Genomic DNA, 14,549 nt, shown 5'->3' on the forward strand with positions numbered 1-14,549 from the left:
TTAGAGAGGGAAAGTCCGTGAACGGGTGAAATTTATTATAACTAAATTATTTGCCCTACGTTTATATGAGGTATTCTAACTAAACTAAATACGATATATGGCAGATGCAGTAGGAGTCTCCAAGAAAGGAGAGAAGAAGAAAATTATATTCTTGATTATTTTTATTATCGTGGCCATTGTTGCTGTTGTTCTATGGTGGCTGAATTACAGGAAGTATATTAGCACGGATGACGCGAATCTCGACACGTACCGGATCGGTGTTTCGTCACAGGTGATGGGGCAGGTGACCCGCTTGTACGTGATGGAGGGGGATACCGTGCGGCAAGGAGATCTGCTGCTGACTCTTGACGATAGCGTTGCTTTGGCTCGCGTAAGTCAAGCAGAAGCGCAAAGAGAACAGCAATTGGCTCAACTTGCCTCACGGCGGGTGAGCCTCGTGACGGCTCGTAAAGAGTTGAATATTGCCCGGTTGACCGAACAGTTGAACCTCGAGAATTATCAACGGGCGAAGGCGCAGTACGAGCGTAACGTGATTCCGCTCGAGAAATATCAAGACGTGGAACAGGCATGGAAAGCTTCGAAATTGCAGACAGAGATAGCTCGTGACCGTTTTCCCGCGGTCGAGGCGGAATTAAAAGCCGCGGAGGCCGCGATACGTGCCGTGGAGGCGACGATTGCCTCGGCACGTGCGGAGTTGGGATACTATCGGGTGTTGGCTCCCGCTGACGGAATCGTCGGCAAGAGGTGGGTGTTGCCGGGGGATATGCTCGAGGCGGGACAGACGGCGTTTACCTTGAACCGGGGAACGGATATCTGGGTGGCGGTTTATCTTGAAGAGACGAAGTTTAAAGAGATATACTTGGGACAAAAAGCCCAATTCACGCTGGACGCTTACGACAAACTGACTTTCGAGGGGCGGGTGTATTATATCGGGGATAATACGGCGTCGGAGTTCGCTCTCGTGCCGCCGAATAACGCTTCCGGTAATTTCACGAAAGTGACGCAGCGTATTCCTCTGAAGATTTCTATTGACAAGGTGGAGGGGGACGACGGGCAGAAAGCCCGGGTCAAACTGGTATCGGGAATGTCGGCAACCGTTAAAATCGTGAAGGAATGAGCGAAACTGCTGTTGCCGGGGGAGGAAGTTATAAATGGCTCGTGTTGCTTAACGTGATGCTTACCACCTTTATGGCAGTACTCGATTCGACGGTGGTCAACACGGGACTGCCCGTGATTATGGGTACGCTCGGGGCTTCGATGAATAGTGCCGAGTGGATTCTCACGGGGTATATGCTCTCCATGGCAACGATACTTCCGGCGGCGGGGTGGTTGTCTGACCGTTTCGGGTACAAGCGCATCTTTGTTTTCTCGTTGGTGGTCTTTACCGTCGGTTCGTTCATGTGCGGGAATTCCACGGCGATCGGGGAACTCGTGTTCTGGCGTATTATCCAAGGCGTGGGAGGCGGGTTGCTGATGCCCGTGGGTATGGCGGTCGTGACGACCGTTTTTCCCGTTGAGCAACGGGGGATGGCACTCGGTTTTTGGGCGATAGCTTCGGCGGCGTCCGTTTCGTTCGGGCCGCTTATCGGGGGATATCTCGTGGATAACCTGAACTGGAATTATATCTTTTTCGTGAATATACCTATCGGGATATTCAGTATTATATACACGCTGATCGTGCAACGGGAGTACAAGACGGGAGTGAGCAAAAAATTTGATATTCCCGGGTTTATCACTTCGGCGATCTTTCTGCCGGTATTCCTGTACGGGTTGTCGGAGGTGACGTCGAGCACGAACACGAAAGGGTGGTCCAGTCCCCTTGTGTTGGGGTGTATGTGGGTGGCGGTCGTGAGTTTCGTGTTGTTTCTTTACACGGAACTGACCGTGAAGAATCCCATGATTAACTTGAAGATATTCAAGGATCATAATTTCTCGTTGGCGAACTTGATCGTGTTTATTTTCGGTATCGGGATGTTTGGGAGTACTTTCTTGATACCCTTGTACATGCAGGATTCACTGGGGTATTCGGCTTACCAGACCGGGTTATTCTTTTTGCCCGTGGGATTCCTGCAGGCGGTGGCGTCGCCCATGGCGGGAAATATGACGCGGTGGGTGAATCCCAAGATTGTGATTATGACCGGGCTGATACTCCTGTGTAGCAGTTTCTACATGAACTACTCGTTTTCCTTTCTCACGGACAAATGGTATATTATGGTGAGTCTTTATTTGCGGGGTGTCGGGTTGGGTATCCTCTATCCCCCTTTGCTGAACGTGTCATTCCGGCAAATCGGCAACCGGCAGATGGCACAGGCATCGAGTGTCACGAATATCGTGCGGCAAATCGGGGGAAGTTTCGGCGTGGCGATGTTCAGTCACTTGTTGACTCAACGACAGACTTATCACACGGAACGCTATCACGAGGCGATAGCTTACACGGGGCAGACCTATTCGAACACGGTTGACGGGTTAGCCCGTTTTTTTGCCTCTAACGGGGGATTAGGACATTCCGAGTCGGTCAGTTACGCGAAAGAATATATTCTCGAACACGTGGATATGGAGGCGTATATCAGCGGGATCAACGATGTATTCTACGTGGCATTCGTGATCACGATACTCGCGATTATTCCCATGTTCTTTTTGAAAACAAAATGAATGATTATATGAGACGTATATTATCTGTTATTGTAATGTTGTCGGCTGTTTTTCAGGCAGGAGCTAAAAACGGTTATCAGCCCCATCTTGACCGCTTGAAGATGAATTATACTGCGGGTGTTACTTTGCGCATTCCCATTTACGATGGCGGTAACCGCCGGAGTGAAAAAATCATCGGTCAGTCCCGCACGGCTCAAGCCGATGCGGCTATCCGTCTGTTGGAAAAACAAGTGGAAAACGAGATAGTCGCCTGTTATAACGACCTTCATTCCAGCAGAACGAAAATAGAATTGCTTGCACTCCAAGTAAAGGTGGCGGAGGAAGCCTATCGCCAAGCGGAAGTGAATTATCGGGAAGGCGCGATCACGAATCTCGAATTGCTAACCAGTTCTACCAATGTCACGAATACCAAACTGCAATTGGAACAGGAAAAAATCAATTACACGCTCATGTACTACCAGTTGATGGTAGCTATCGGGAGGAAGATAATCTATCCATAATCCAGAATAATACCGTCTGGTATGCCTTGTCCTGTTCGGACATGAGCGCGTTTATTTTTAAGTCTGTATTTTTTTGCAGTTCGTTGTACGGGACTAAGTCAAAGAAATTTCTGCTAATATCTTCACTCATTTTTTGTATTAGCAGTGGAAGGATGATGTCACCCATTTTTATCAAGGTTTTATATTCTTCAACTTCTTTGGAAGCATCAGAGCGGCTGCTTAATTTTACTCTGTGATTTGTATCGCAAGCATGTTTCCAGTCTTTATATCGTTTTTCAAAACGTTGACGAGTGGAGTCCGGGATTTCAGAAACCGCTTTCTCTATAACTTTTTTATCCTTGGCGGTAAATGTCCATTTGTTTTCACCAAAAGTTAATAGAGAAAGTAAAACCAGAATAGATGTAATAGCTGTTTTCATAGTTGTATGTTTTTCTTATACGTTAAAGCAGTTGAACGAGTAAACCGTTTTATGACGATACACCTCGCCCGGCTTGAGTAATGTCGCGGGGAACGAGGGATGATGAGGACTGTCGGGGAACATTTGTGTTTCTAGGGCAATGCCCGAATAAGCCCCGTAATGTTTACCGTTTTTACCGTTTGGCACGTTGATGTGTTTGCCGGTATATACTTGCAGTCCGGGGTAGTCGGATAGAATGGTGAGCGTGATCCCGTTCTTCGGGTGGGACAATTCAGCCATGAGTTGCGGTACACCGAGGTCCCCGTACACGTAGCAAGCGTCCAACCCGTCTTCCTGTAAAGCAAGGAAAAGCGGTTTGTTGAAATTGAAAGCGTACTTGTTTTCTGCAGGGAGGATATTGCCCGTGGGAATCAAATCGGGAGTTGTTTCGAGATAGCGTTGGGAATACAGGTGCAACTCGTGATTTCCTATATTCTCGTCATCCGGTTTGAGGTTGAAGTAAGGATGTTGCGTGAGGTTCACGTGGGTGGCTTTGTCGCAGGTTGCCTCGTGAATGACCCGAAACACGTTTTGTTCTATCGAGTACCGTACGGTGACATCCAATGTCCCGGGGAAACCTCCCTCTCCGTCTTGATCGGTAAGGCGAAGGAGCAAGTGTTCGTCATCCGGTTGCTCGACATCCCAAATTCGCTTGTCAAATCCTGCCGAACCGCTATGCAGGCAATTCCCGTTGTCGTTTTTATCTAAAGAGAATGTTTGCCCGTTTATTTCAAAAGCGGCATCTTTTATCCGGTTACCATAGCGTCCGATAAGTGCGCCGAAATACGGGTAATTATTCAGGTATGCGGGCTCGGCGTATTGTTCGACAGTATCGAACCCGAGTACGACGTCCGTCTGCTTCCATTTGCAATCACGGACAAATAGATTTTTGATGATTCCGCCGAGGTTACAGACATGAATCTCAAGGCACTCATTTTTCAAGATATATTCTTTCAGTTTCATGGTTCGTGATTTTTATCGAGTCATAAAAGTAAGCAATAGACGACGATTTTCATTCATGTACCGTCAAAATTTTAAAGAAAATACTTTAACTTTGTAAACAATGGTCGTGCAAAAGCTGTCAAAGCTCTTGTTACGTGTCGTTTTAAACTCTAAATTTTAAATTCTACACCATGGATACAAGCGTGTTGGAACAGGGATTTCAAGAGATATACGGGGGAAAGGCGGAACATCTTTATTTTGCCCCCGGACGGGTGAATCTGATCGGAGAACATATTGATTATAACGGGGGACGGGTGTTCCCTTGTGCCTTGAGTTTCGGGACTTATTTATCGGTTGCCCGTCGGGGTGATCGTAAAAGCGGTTTTGCCAGTATGAATCTGCCGTATCAGGGCGTGCTGGATGAAAGTGCTTTCACGGGTAAACCGAACGAGTGGGTGAAATATCCCTTGGGCGTCATGAAAGAATTTGCGAACCGGGGATTCAACCCGTGGGGTTTCGATATATTGTATTTCGGGGATATTCCCGGTGGTGCGGGGCTCTCTTCTTCCGCCTCGATGGAGGTGGTGACGGCGTATATGCTGAATGATCTGCTGGGAGCGAATTTAGACACGGTCGAGCTGGTAAAAATGTCCCAGCACGCGGAAAACGATTTCGTGGGGATGAATTGCGGGATTATGGACCAGTTTGCCGTGGGAATGGGAAAGAAGGAACATGCCATCGCGCTGGATTGTGCCACGTTGGATTACGATTTGATACCCTTGAATATTAACGGCTACAAATTGGTGATCACCAACTCGAACAAGAATCACGATTTGGTGACTTCCAAATATAACGAACGGAGAAGCGAGTGCGAACAAGCGTTGGCGGCTATCAACCGGGAAGTGAAAACCGCTCACCTTTGCGATCTCAGTCCCGTGACATTCGAGAAACTGGCGTATCTTATGCCGAACGATACGGTGTATAGAAGGGCTCGTCACGCCGTGACGGAAAACGAACGGGTAAACGAGGCGATCGAGGTGCTCCAAAAAGGTGATCTGACTCGCTTCGGGCAATTGATGAACGACTCGCATCGTTCGTTGAAAGAGGATTACGAGGTCACCGGCAGGGAGATGGATACTCTGGCGGAAGAGGGGCAGAAACTGCCCGGTGTGTTGGGTTCCCGTATCACGGGCGGCGGTTTCGGCGGTTGCACGGTGAGCCTTGTGCAAGAGGATAACGTGCAGGATTTTATCGAGAGGCTTGCCGGGATTTACCATGACAAGATCGGTTTGAATGCCGAGTTCTACGTGGCGGATATCGGCGACGGGGTGCGGAAAGTTTACTAAAGTACAAACCTAAATAATTGGAAAGATGTTGAACACGAATTTTGAATTCTGGGATTATCTCATTTTCGGGCTATATGCCGTTATGATTATTGCCGTGGGTTTGTGGGTTTCGAGGGGAAAGAAAGGCGTACAAAAGACAACGGAGGATTATTTCCTCGCTAGTAAATCATTGCCGTGGTGGGCTATCGGGGCTTCTCTGATAGCGGCTAATATCTCTGCCGAGCAGTTTATCGGGATGTCCGGTTCGGGCTTTGCCGTGGGGTTGGCTATTGCTTCCTACGAGTTTATGGCCGCCTTGACGTTGATTATCGTGGGTAAGTTTTTCCTGCCTGTTTTTATCAAGCAAGGGTTATACACCATCCCGGAGTTCGTGGAGAAGCGTTTTTCCAAGAATTTGAAAACGATACTTGCCGTTTTTTGGATTGCTTTGTTTGTTTTCGTCAACTTGACATCCGTGCTTTTTCTCGGGGCAAAAGCGATAGACACGATTATCGGTACGGGCAACGGGGACTTGTTTATCCCTTCCATCGTGTGCCTTGCTTTCGTGGCGGCCGCTTATTCCATATACGGGGGACTGTCGGCAGTGGCTTGGACGGATGTGATTCAAGTCGCTTTATTGATTATCGGCGGTGTGATTACAACTTTGATTGCCTTGGATAACGTGTTGCCCGGCGGTGGAGTGGTGGAAGGCTTCAAGCACGTGGTGGATACGGCAGAGGACAAGTTTCACATGATTATTTCCAAGGATAACCCGGAATTTAAGAACTTGCCCGGAATCGCCGTTCTGGTAGGAGGTCTGTGGGTAGCGAATTTGTATTACTGGGGGTTCAATCAATATATCATCCAGCGTACACTGGCGGCGAAGTCATTAAAGGAAGCCCAGAGGGGAATAGCTTTCGCGGCATTCTTGAAATTGATCGTTCCATTGATAGTGGTTGTTCCGGGCATCGTGGCTTTCGTGATGTACACGGAGACAAAAGATTCCTCGGTAACGGCGATGTTCGAGATGACGGGTGGTAATGACAAGGCTTACCCGTGGCTGATCGGAACTTTCGTTCCCACGGGATTAAAAGGATTGGTTCTCGCGGCTTTGGCGGCGGCGATCGTGTCTTCGTTGGCTTCCATGTTAAATTCCACGTCTACCATTTTCACGATGGATATTTATAAACCTTACATAAATCACGGTGCTTCCCACAAGAAGTTGGTAAACGTGGGACGGTTAACTGCTGCCGCGGCTTTGATTATAGCCGGTTTTATCGCTCCTTTGATGGCGAATTTCGATCAGATGTTTGTGTATATTCAAGAGTACACGGGATTGGTGAGCCCCGGTATTTTGGCAGTGTTCCTGATGGGATTGTTTTGGAAGAAAACGACCAACCGGGGAGCCATTATCGGGGTGCTGGTTTCTATCCCGGTAGCGTTGTTGCTGAAATTCTTGCCGATACAAATGCCATTCCTCGACCAGATGATGTACACCTTCCTGTTGACGATGGTAACAATCGGTATGGTTAGTCTGGCAACCTGTGAAACCGACGATGACCCGAAAGGCTTGGTGTTGACTTCCGAGTTATTCAAAACAGATAAAGTATTTAATATCTGTGCCTATATTATCTGTATTCTTTTGGCGGTGATATATACGTTGTGCTGGTAGGAGAGAATTAAAAAGCCCCGCCGGAGCGGGGCTTTGTTTTTATAGTTGGTTTACAACTTCAACGTTGTCCATTCCCATTTGAATAGCCTCGATGTTCATCGGGATCATCTTGTGGTGACGGGCGGGCAATGATTTTGCTAACCCTTTTTCCACGTTATCCAATTTCACGATCGGTTTTACTTTCAAGAAGCCACCGAGAACGATCATGTTGAATACTTTCGGGTTACCTTTTTCAGCCGCGATGGCTGTTCCCTCGATTTTGTAGATGTTGATATCTTTTCTTGTGGGATTGTGGGTAATACCGTTCGGGTCGTAGATCAAGACACCACCGGGTTTTACCATGCTCTCAAACTTATCCATTGATTGTTGGTTAAGAATGATGGCAGTATCATATTTGGTTAAGATCGGGGAGCTGATGCGCTCGTCACTCAGGATGACGGTTACGTTGGCAGTACCACCGCGCATTTCAGGACCGTAAGACGGCATCCATGCCACCTCTTGATCTTGCATAATTCCGGAGTAAGCGAGAATTTTTCCCATGGAAAGAACTCCTTGCCCACCGAATCCTGCTATAATGATTTCTTCTGTCATAATTAGTAAATTGAAAATTGAAAATTGAAAATTGAAAATGATGATTGACAATCTTCAAGTTTCTTGTTATTGTTTTAATTCGTCTAATTTGTAAACTGCGATTGAAAATTGAAAGTTGAAGGATATTCATTTTCAATTTTCAATTCTGCATTTTCAATTATCTTTGATGTCTCCTAACTGGTATTTCGGGAACATGTTGTCAACCATCCACTTGTTGGCGTCAACCGGGGTCATTTTCCAACCGGAGTTACAAGTACCGACGATTTCCACGAAAGAAGTACCTTTTTCTTTCCGGGTATTCTCGAATGCCTTGCGGATAGCGGCTTTTGCTTTGCGCACGTTAGCCGGGGTATGTACCGACTGACGGGTTACATAGCAAGTTCCGTCCAATTGAGCGAGTAATTCGGTCAATTTCATCGGGAATCCGTTCAACTTGGCGTCACGTCCGTAAGGAGTGGTAGCGGTAACCTGTCCCAGAAGGGTGGTCGGTGCCATTTGTCCCCCGGTCATACCATAGATAGCGTTGTTGATAAAGATCACCACGATGTTTTCACCACGGTTGCAAGCGTGCATGATTTCCCCGCATCCGATAGATGCCAAGTCACCGTCACCTTGGTACGTGAACACGTAACGATCCGGGTGAATGCGGCTGATTCCGGTAGCAACGGCAGGTGCGCGACCGTGAGCTGCTTCCGCCCAGTCAATGTCCAAATAATTGTAAGCGAGCACGGAACATCCTACCGGAGATACACCGATGGTCTTGTCCTGAATACCCATTTCTTCGATCACTTCCGCCAAGATTTTGTGAACCACGCCATGGGAACATCCCGGGCAGTAGTGCATCACGTTGTCGGTAAGCACGGGAGTTTTCTTGTAAACAATATTCTCCTCTTTTATTATATCTTTTAATTCTACTGACATAGCTTATGCTCCTATAATTTGTTTTTCAAGTGCTTCAACGATCTCTTCCGGTGTCGGGATCACACCCCCGAAACGTCCGTAGTGTTCTACCGGGATGTCATGGTTTGCCACGTTCAATCGAACGTCTTCAATCATTTGTCCGGCACTCATCTCTACAGTCAAGATACCTTTAACTTGTTTTGACAAGCGAGCCACTTCTTTTTTCGGGAAAGGATAAAGCGTGATCGGGCGAAGGATACCCACTTTGATTCCTTTTTCACGACACAGTTGTACGGCCTTTTGGCAAATACGGGAAGCTGATCCGTAAGCCACGAGCAGGTAGTCTGCATCCTCGCATTGGATCTCCTCGAAGCGAACGTCGTTCTCTTCCATTTCCTTGTATTTAGCCTGAAGTTTGTGGTTGAACTTTTCTTGTTTGTAAGAGTCAAGTTCAAGAGAAGTAACCGTGTTGTGGTAACGATGCGGTTTCTTTCCGGTCAATGCCCAACTATCGGACATTTTTTCGATCTCTTCCTCTGTCCAGCGAGCTTTGGGTTCGCTCAATTGAACTTTTTCCATCATCTGTCCGATAACACCGTCGGCAAGGATCATGGCGGGATTGCGATATTTGAAAGCGAGGTCAAATCCAAGACCCACGAAATCATTCATTTCTTGCACGGAAGCGGGAGCAAGCACGATCAAGTGATAGTCACCATGACCACCACCTTTGGTTGCTTGGAAATAGTCACTCTGTGCCGGTTGGATGGTTCCCAATCCTGGGCCTCCGCGTACAACGTTCACGACCAGACACGGTAACTCGGCTCCTGCCAAGTACGTGAGTGCTTCTTGCATTAGCGACATACCGGGGCTGGATGAAGATGTCATAGCTTTTTTACCGCAAGCGGCGGCACCGTATACCATGTTGATGGAGGCCAATTCACTCTCGGCCTGCAACACAACCATTCCTGTTTCCTCCCACGGTTTGCGTGCCATGAGAGTTTCCATGACTTCGGATTGCGGGGTAATAGGATAACCGTAGTATGCGTCACATCCGCAACGGATTGCGGCCTCGGCTATTACCTCATTCCCTTTCATTAATTTTACTTCTGCCATTTTTGGTAGTTTTTATTCTTATTCTACATTCATTTTGTAAACGGTAATTACCGAGTCAGGGCATACCAGCGCACAGCTGGCACATCCAATACATGCTTCCGGATTTACCATCTCGGAGTAGTTGTATCCTTTACCGTTTACCTCTTTTGCCAAAGCAAGAGTTTTGGTAGGACACGCGACCACGCAAAGGTTGCATCCTTTACATTTTTCTTTGTCAACGACGACAGCGCCTCTAAATTTTGCCATAATTGAATAATAGGTTATGATTTATAAATAAATTCTCTATTTCTCTTTTAGTTTGTAACGCATTTACGGGATAAAATTACAAACTTAAATTGAATCTTGAAATAGTTTATTGCCATTTTAACATTGTTTTGCTTTTATCCCGAAATTGTTTTCTTTCAAGGCTTGAATCAATTGAAAATTGAAAGTTGAAAATGAGAGGGGCGTTTCAGCGAATCATTTTCAATTTTCAATTCTCCATTTTCAATTATTTGTGGTCCGCGGCGAAACGTTTCAACCGGTCTTCTAGGTCGGGCATGCGTTCGAGTCCCGTTTGGGATACGCAAGCGCGCAAACCTTGTTTTTTTGAGCCGGTATCCCGCAACGGTATCGCGGATATGCCATAATACAGGATTGCTTTTGCCAACTCGCCACCGGAGAACCCCGGGTAAATCAGCGTGAAGTAGAATCCGTCGGCAATCGGTTCCTCCAGATCCCGATCGTACACGATCTCGAAACCGTATTTTGTAAAGAGTGTTTTCATGGCGTTAGCCCGCTCGGCGTATTCCCGTACCCCGTCGAGGATGTTGATGCGCCCCTCGTTGGCAGCTTTCAGTATTGCAGCCATGGCGTACTGGCAGGAGTGGGTGGTTCCGGATGACAGGGTATAGATGATGCGGTTTACAATCGTGTACCCGAGTGTACCCATTCCCCCGAAACGGTCGTGCAGGTTGTCGTACTTGCGGTTGTAAAGGGCGTCGGAAATACACATGATACCCAGACGTTGTCCCGCGTAGCTGAATAATTTCGAACCGGAGATCATCACGATATAGTTGTCCGTGTATTTGCCGACTGTGGCTTGGAACGGGGCCTTGCCCGGTACGGAAAGATCACGGCGGAAGTCCATGGCGAAGTAAGCGAGGTCTTCCAGCACGATCACGTCATACTTGGTGGCGAGTTCCCCGATAATTTTCAACTCTTCGTCCGTGAAGCAAATCCACGCCGGGTTGTTCGGGTTGCTGTACAGGATGGCGGAAATATTTCCCTTGGAGAGGTGTTCTTCCAGTTTCTCCCGGAGTTTTTCCCCGCGGTAGTTGTACACGTCGAATGACTCGAACGGTTTACCGATGACTTGCATCTGTGTTTTCTGCACGGGAAAGCCGGGATCGATGAAGAGCACGGTGTCTTTTCCCTTCTTGCATTCGGTCACTGCCATAAAGGCGGCGAAACAGGCTTGCATGGAACCCACCGTGGGAATGATGCCTTCCGGTTTGATGTCAATGTCCATGAAGTTTTTCACGAACTTGGAACCTTCTTCCTTGAATTCCTTGTGTCCTTCCAGCATGGGATAGAATTGGGCACATCCGGCACGTAAAGCCTCTATTTCGGCGTCAATACCGATCTTCGAGGGTGCCAATCCCGGTACACCCATTTCCATGCGGATGAATTTTTCCCCGCATTCGGCTTCAACCATGTTTACAACTTTCACGATGTCGCGTATCGTGGCATCTTCCATGTCACGGATCCCGCACGCTTCCAGCTTCCGGTCAACGATTTGTTTGTCAATTAGATTATTCTGCATGATTATATTTTATATGATTTATTCTCATTCTTTTAGCGTGTACGCGAGTTTAATAAAAAATTGTCATTTAATATCCCGAAATCGTTTTAAATTTGAAGCCATCGGAGTAATTTAGTTTGATTCTGAAATCAAAATAACCGGATAGCTCGTGTAGAAAGGGGGGTGATCAACCCTTGGCATCTCCCGATTCCCCTGTTTTTCCTGTCGTCAGATTCTTTTTCGGTAAGAATGGTCGGATTTTTTGTCAAGTTAAATTTGCATATTTTTCGTTAAAACGTGGGCTAGGTGCGGGCGAATATCAGGCGAACATCAGGCGAAGTCTTTAGTCAACCGCCTAAAACCCGCTTGAAACCCACTCGTGGAGATAGGTCAACCCACGCTAAAGGGTTTCGCCTTGGTAAATAATCCGGGTAAGTTTTTAAATCTGTTATTGTTTTCGTAGTTTCGCGTAATCAAAAACCGGAAGATTGAAATATTGATATGGGTTTTGGCTTCATTTTCAATTTTCAATTTTCAATTTTCAATTGTTATGAATCTGGAATGGTATATTGCGCGTAGGTTGTTGAAAGGGGACGCGATGAAGTCCGTGTCGGTGCCGATCGTGAAGATCGCTATCGTGGGTATTGCGTTGGGATTGTGCGTGATGTTGTTGTCGTTGTTCATTATCACCGGGTTCAAGCAGGAGATCACGGAAAAGTTATCGGGTTTCACCGCGCATCTGAACGTGCTGCCTTTTATGCCCGGTTCAACGGGAGATGAGGGGGTTATCCGGGGGGCGGACACGCTGATGACGGAATTGAAACGGGTTGAGGGGGTGAAGGACGTGTACGGGTATATCGAGAAGCCCGCTATATTCAAGAGCAAGGAGGAGATTCACGGGATAGTGCTGAAAGGGGTGGACGCGGGTTATGATGCGGCTTTTTTTCAACGGAATTTGAAGGAGGGGATGTTTCCGGATTTTTCAACGGAGACGACCTCGAATGACATATTGATTTCCCGCTCTGTCGCTTCCATGCTAGGCTTGGGGTTGGGCGACCGGGTGACGTCGCATTTCGTGCAGGAACCGCCTCGGGCACGGGTGTTCACGGTAGCGGGTATATACGACACCGGGTTCAAGGAGTATGACGACGTGATGGTCGTGGCGGATGTCCGGCATCTGGCTCGTTTGAACGGTTGGAAAGCGGGAGAGGTGTCAAAGATTGCCGTGGAGTTGGACGACGTGGAACAGGTGAATGAAATGGCGGAGAAGGTGGACGACTTGCTTGACGAGCTGGGGTGGTATTGCGAGGTGCGGACGCTTGCCGACGAGGCACCGCAGATTTTTGACTGGCTGGCGTTGTTGAACATGAACGTGTGGGTGATTTTGATTCTAATCGTGACGGTGGCGGGATTTAATATGGTATCCGGCCTGTTGATTTTAATATTGGATAAGACAACATTTATCGGTATCATGAAAGCGTTGGGATACAAAAATGTATCTTTGCGTAAGTTGTTCCTTTATATTTCAGCCGGGTTGATTGCCCGAGGGATGTTGTGGGGCAACGTGTTGGCATTTGTGCTGGCAGGTGTACAGGCGGCTTTTAACGTGATACATCTTGATCCGGTGACTTATTACATGGATACAGTGCCTGTTAATTTCAGTATCGGGTACGTGATTTTGTTGAACGCGGGAGTGATAGCCGTGACGGTGCTGATGCTGGTGATTCCCACGATGCTGATTTCCAAGATCAGTCCGGTGAAGGCGATAAAATTTGAGTGAGATATTATATATGTATTATGGGAAAACGAATTGATTTTTCTGGGCTGAAAGAATCTTTGCTGTGCTGGCTGGACGAGCATCGTCACGGGGTGATGGGGACGGTGATATTTCATCTGTTGGTGGCGATTTGTCTGGTGAGTATGGGGATATCCCAGTTGGAGAATCACGTGGAGATGGAGATCGAGTTGGATATGCCGGAGCCGGAAATTATTCAGCAGAAACAGGAGGAGATCAAGAAGAAAGAGGAGGTGGCTCGCCAGAGCGCAGATGAAGAGGTGGAGAGAATGTTGCGTTCGATGGCGGTAAATGAAGACGCGGTGAAAAGTAATGAGGCGTCGGAGTCGCACGAGCGGATAGAGGAATATATCAACGAGATACAGGAAGAATTGCGGGGGGATTACGGGGATCGTTACAAGGCGGAGAAAAATAAACATTTCAAGGAGGATAGTATTCGTTTTAGCCGGGACGAGAAGCAGAGGCTGTTGGATTCGTTGCAATCCACGGTGTACGTGGGGAAGAGTAGCGTGTCCTATAATATCAAGGGGCGTTACAAGACTTATTTGCCGATTCCGGTTTACAAGTGTGAATTCGGGGGGAAGGTGGTTGTTGCCGTAGTGGTAAACCGACAAGGGCGGGTGTTAAAAGCCGAGGTCGTGGATAAGGAATCAAATCAGGATAGTAATTTACGGGAAGTGGCGGTAGACGCTGCATTGCGGTCGGAGTTCAATGTAGATGCGAGTGCCCCGGAAAGGCTGGCGGGAACGATTACTTATAACTTCGTGAAACAGTGAAGGGAATTTATGATTTTGGATTTATGATTTTAGATTGAAAGAT

At 47.4% G+C, this 14,549-nt stretch carries 14 protein-coding genes; 7 read left to right on the forward strand and 7 right to left on the reverse strand.

Features of this window, described 5'->3' with window-relative positions:
* The first annotated feature begins 97 nt into the window (after nucleotides 1-97).
* Genes ACK8P8_RS11830 through ACK8P8_RS11840 form a run of 3 tightly spaced genes read left to right on the forward strand, consistent with a single transcriptional unit; the run spans nucleotide 98 to nucleotide 3,152 of the window.
* Entirely contained in the window at nucleotides 98-1,117 is a 1,020-nt protein-coding gene (locus ACK8P8_RS11830) for an HlyD family secretion protein (RefSeq protein ID WP_303181443.1), read from the forward strand.
* On the forward strand, nucleotides 1,114-2,652 hold the full coding sequence (locus ACK8P8_RS11835) for a DHA2 family efflux MFS transporter permease subunit (protein ID WP_186977333.1): 1,539 nt from the start codon (nucleotides 1,114-1,116) through the stop codon (nucleotides 2,650-2,652). Before ACK8P8_RS11830 ends, ACK8P8_RS11835 begins: the two co-directional genes overlap by 4 nt.
* An 8-nt stretch (nucleotides 2,653-2,660) precedes the next feature.
* The gene (locus tag ACK8P8_RS11840; protein ID WP_369860541.1) at nucleotides 2,661-3,152 is read left to right on the forward strand and encodes a TolC family protein; all 492 of its coding nucleotides are present in this window, start codon (nucleotides 2,661-2,663) and stop codon (nucleotides 3,150-3,152) included.
* On the opposite strand, the gene ACK8P8_RS11845 is transcribed toward ACK8P8_RS11840, so the two are convergent.
* Complete coding sequence (locus ACK8P8_RS11845; protein ID WP_186977329.1) at nucleotides 3,124-3,570, reverse strand: hypothetical protein; 447 nt, start codon at nucleotides 3,568-3,570, stop codon at nucleotides 3,124-3,126. The two genes, ACK8P8_RS11840 and ACK8P8_RS11845, sit on opposite strands and share 29 nt — an antisense overlap.
* 15 nt (nucleotides 3,571-3,585) lie before the next feature.
* A complete protein-coding gene (locus tag ACK8P8_RS11850) occupies nucleotides 3,586-4,572 on the reverse strand; it encodes an aldose epimerase family protein (RefSeq protein WP_410025910.1) in 987 nt (328 codons plus the stop codon).
* Nucleotides 4,573-4,742: 170 nt separating this feature from the next.
* Here ACK8P8_RS11850 and ACK8P8_RS11855 point away from each other — a divergent pair, with 170 nt between their 5' ends.
* Nucleotides 4,743-5,897 carry a galactokinase gene (locus ACK8P8_RS11855; protein WP_410025911.1) on the forward strand — a complete coding sequence of 385 codons (1,155 nt, stop codon included), beginning with the start codon at nucleotides 4,743-4,745 and terminating at the stop codon, nucleotides 5,895-5,897.
* 25 nt (nucleotides 5,898-5,922) lie between these two features.
* Nucleotides 5,923-7,548 carry a sodium/sugar symporter gene (locus ACK8P8_RS11860; RefSeq protein ID WP_410025912.1) on the forward strand — a complete coding sequence of 542 codons (1,626 nt, stop codon included), beginning with the start codon at nucleotides 5,923-5,925 and terminating at the stop codon, nucleotides 7,546-7,548.
* 39 nt (nucleotides 7,549-7,587) lie between these two features.
* Here the strand turns inward: ACK8P8_RS11860 and ACK8P8_RS11865 are convergent, their stop codons facing one another.
* The 5 genes from ACK8P8_RS11865 to ACK8P8_RS11885 all read right to left on the reverse strand — a co-directional run bounded on the left by ACK8P8_RS11865 (nucleotide 7,588) and on the right by ACK8P8_RS11885 (nucleotide 11,956).
* Nucleotides 7,588-8,139, reverse strand: coding sequence for a 2-oxoacid:ferredoxin oxidoreductase subunit gamma family protein (locus ACK8P8_RS11865; RefSeq protein WP_099289946.1), 552 nt, complete (start codon nucleotides 8,137-8,139; stop codon nucleotides 7,588-7,590).
* 153 nt (nucleotides 8,140-8,292) lie between these two features.
* Entirely contained in the window at nucleotides 8,293-9,060 is a 768-nt protein-coding gene (locus tag ACK8P8_RS11870) for a thiamine pyrophosphate-dependent enzyme (RefSeq protein ID WP_186977320.1), read from the reverse strand.
* Nucleotides 9,061-9,063: 3 nt separating this feature from the next.
* Nucleotides 9,064-10,152: a 3-methyl-2-oxobutanoate dehydrogenase subunit VorB gene (locus ACK8P8_RS11875; protein WP_099289948.1), complete on the reverse strand. Its 1,089-nt coding sequence runs from the start codon at nucleotides 10,150-10,152 to the stop codon at nucleotides 9,064-9,066.
* Between the two features lie 18 nt (nucleotides 10,153-10,170).
* Nucleotides 10,171-10,398 carry a 4Fe-4S binding protein gene (locus tag ACK8P8_RS11880; RefSeq protein WP_099289949.1) on the reverse strand — a complete coding sequence of 76 codons (228 nt, stop codon included), beginning with the start codon at nucleotides 10,396-10,398 and terminating at the stop codon, nucleotides 10,171-10,173.
* Nucleotides 10,399-10,642: 244 nt separating this feature from the next.
* Nucleotides 10,643-11,956 (reverse strand): pyridoxal phosphate-dependent aminotransferase, encoded by a 1,314-nt coding sequence (locus tag ACK8P8_RS11885; RefSeq protein WP_099289950.1) that lies wholly within the window; start codon nucleotides 11,954-11,956, stop codon nucleotides 10,643-10,645.
* 529 nt (nucleotides 11,957-12,485) lie between these two features.
* Here ACK8P8_RS11885 and ACK8P8_RS11890 point away from each other — a divergent pair.
* The gene (locus tag ACK8P8_RS11890) at nucleotides 12,486-13,715 is read left to right on the forward strand and encodes an ABC transporter permease (RefSeq protein WP_410025913.1); all 1,230 of its coding nucleotides are present in this window, start codon (nucleotides 12,486-12,488) and stop codon (nucleotides 13,713-13,715) included.
* Nucleotides 13,716-13,732: 17 nt separating this feature from the next.
* Nucleotides 13,733-14,506 (forward strand): energy transducer TonB, encoded by a 774-nt coding sequence (locus tag ACK8P8_RS11895; protein ID WP_227217197.1) that lies wholly within the window; start codon nucleotides 13,733-13,735, stop codon nucleotides 14,504-14,506.
* The last annotated feature ends 43 nt before the right edge of the window (nucleotides 14,507-14,549 follow it).

Source organism: Butyricimonas muris, assembly GCF_046365375.1.
Classification (GTDB): domain Bacteria; phylum Bacteroidota; class Bacteroidia; order Bacteroidales; family Marinifilaceae; genus Butyricimonas; species Butyricimonas muris.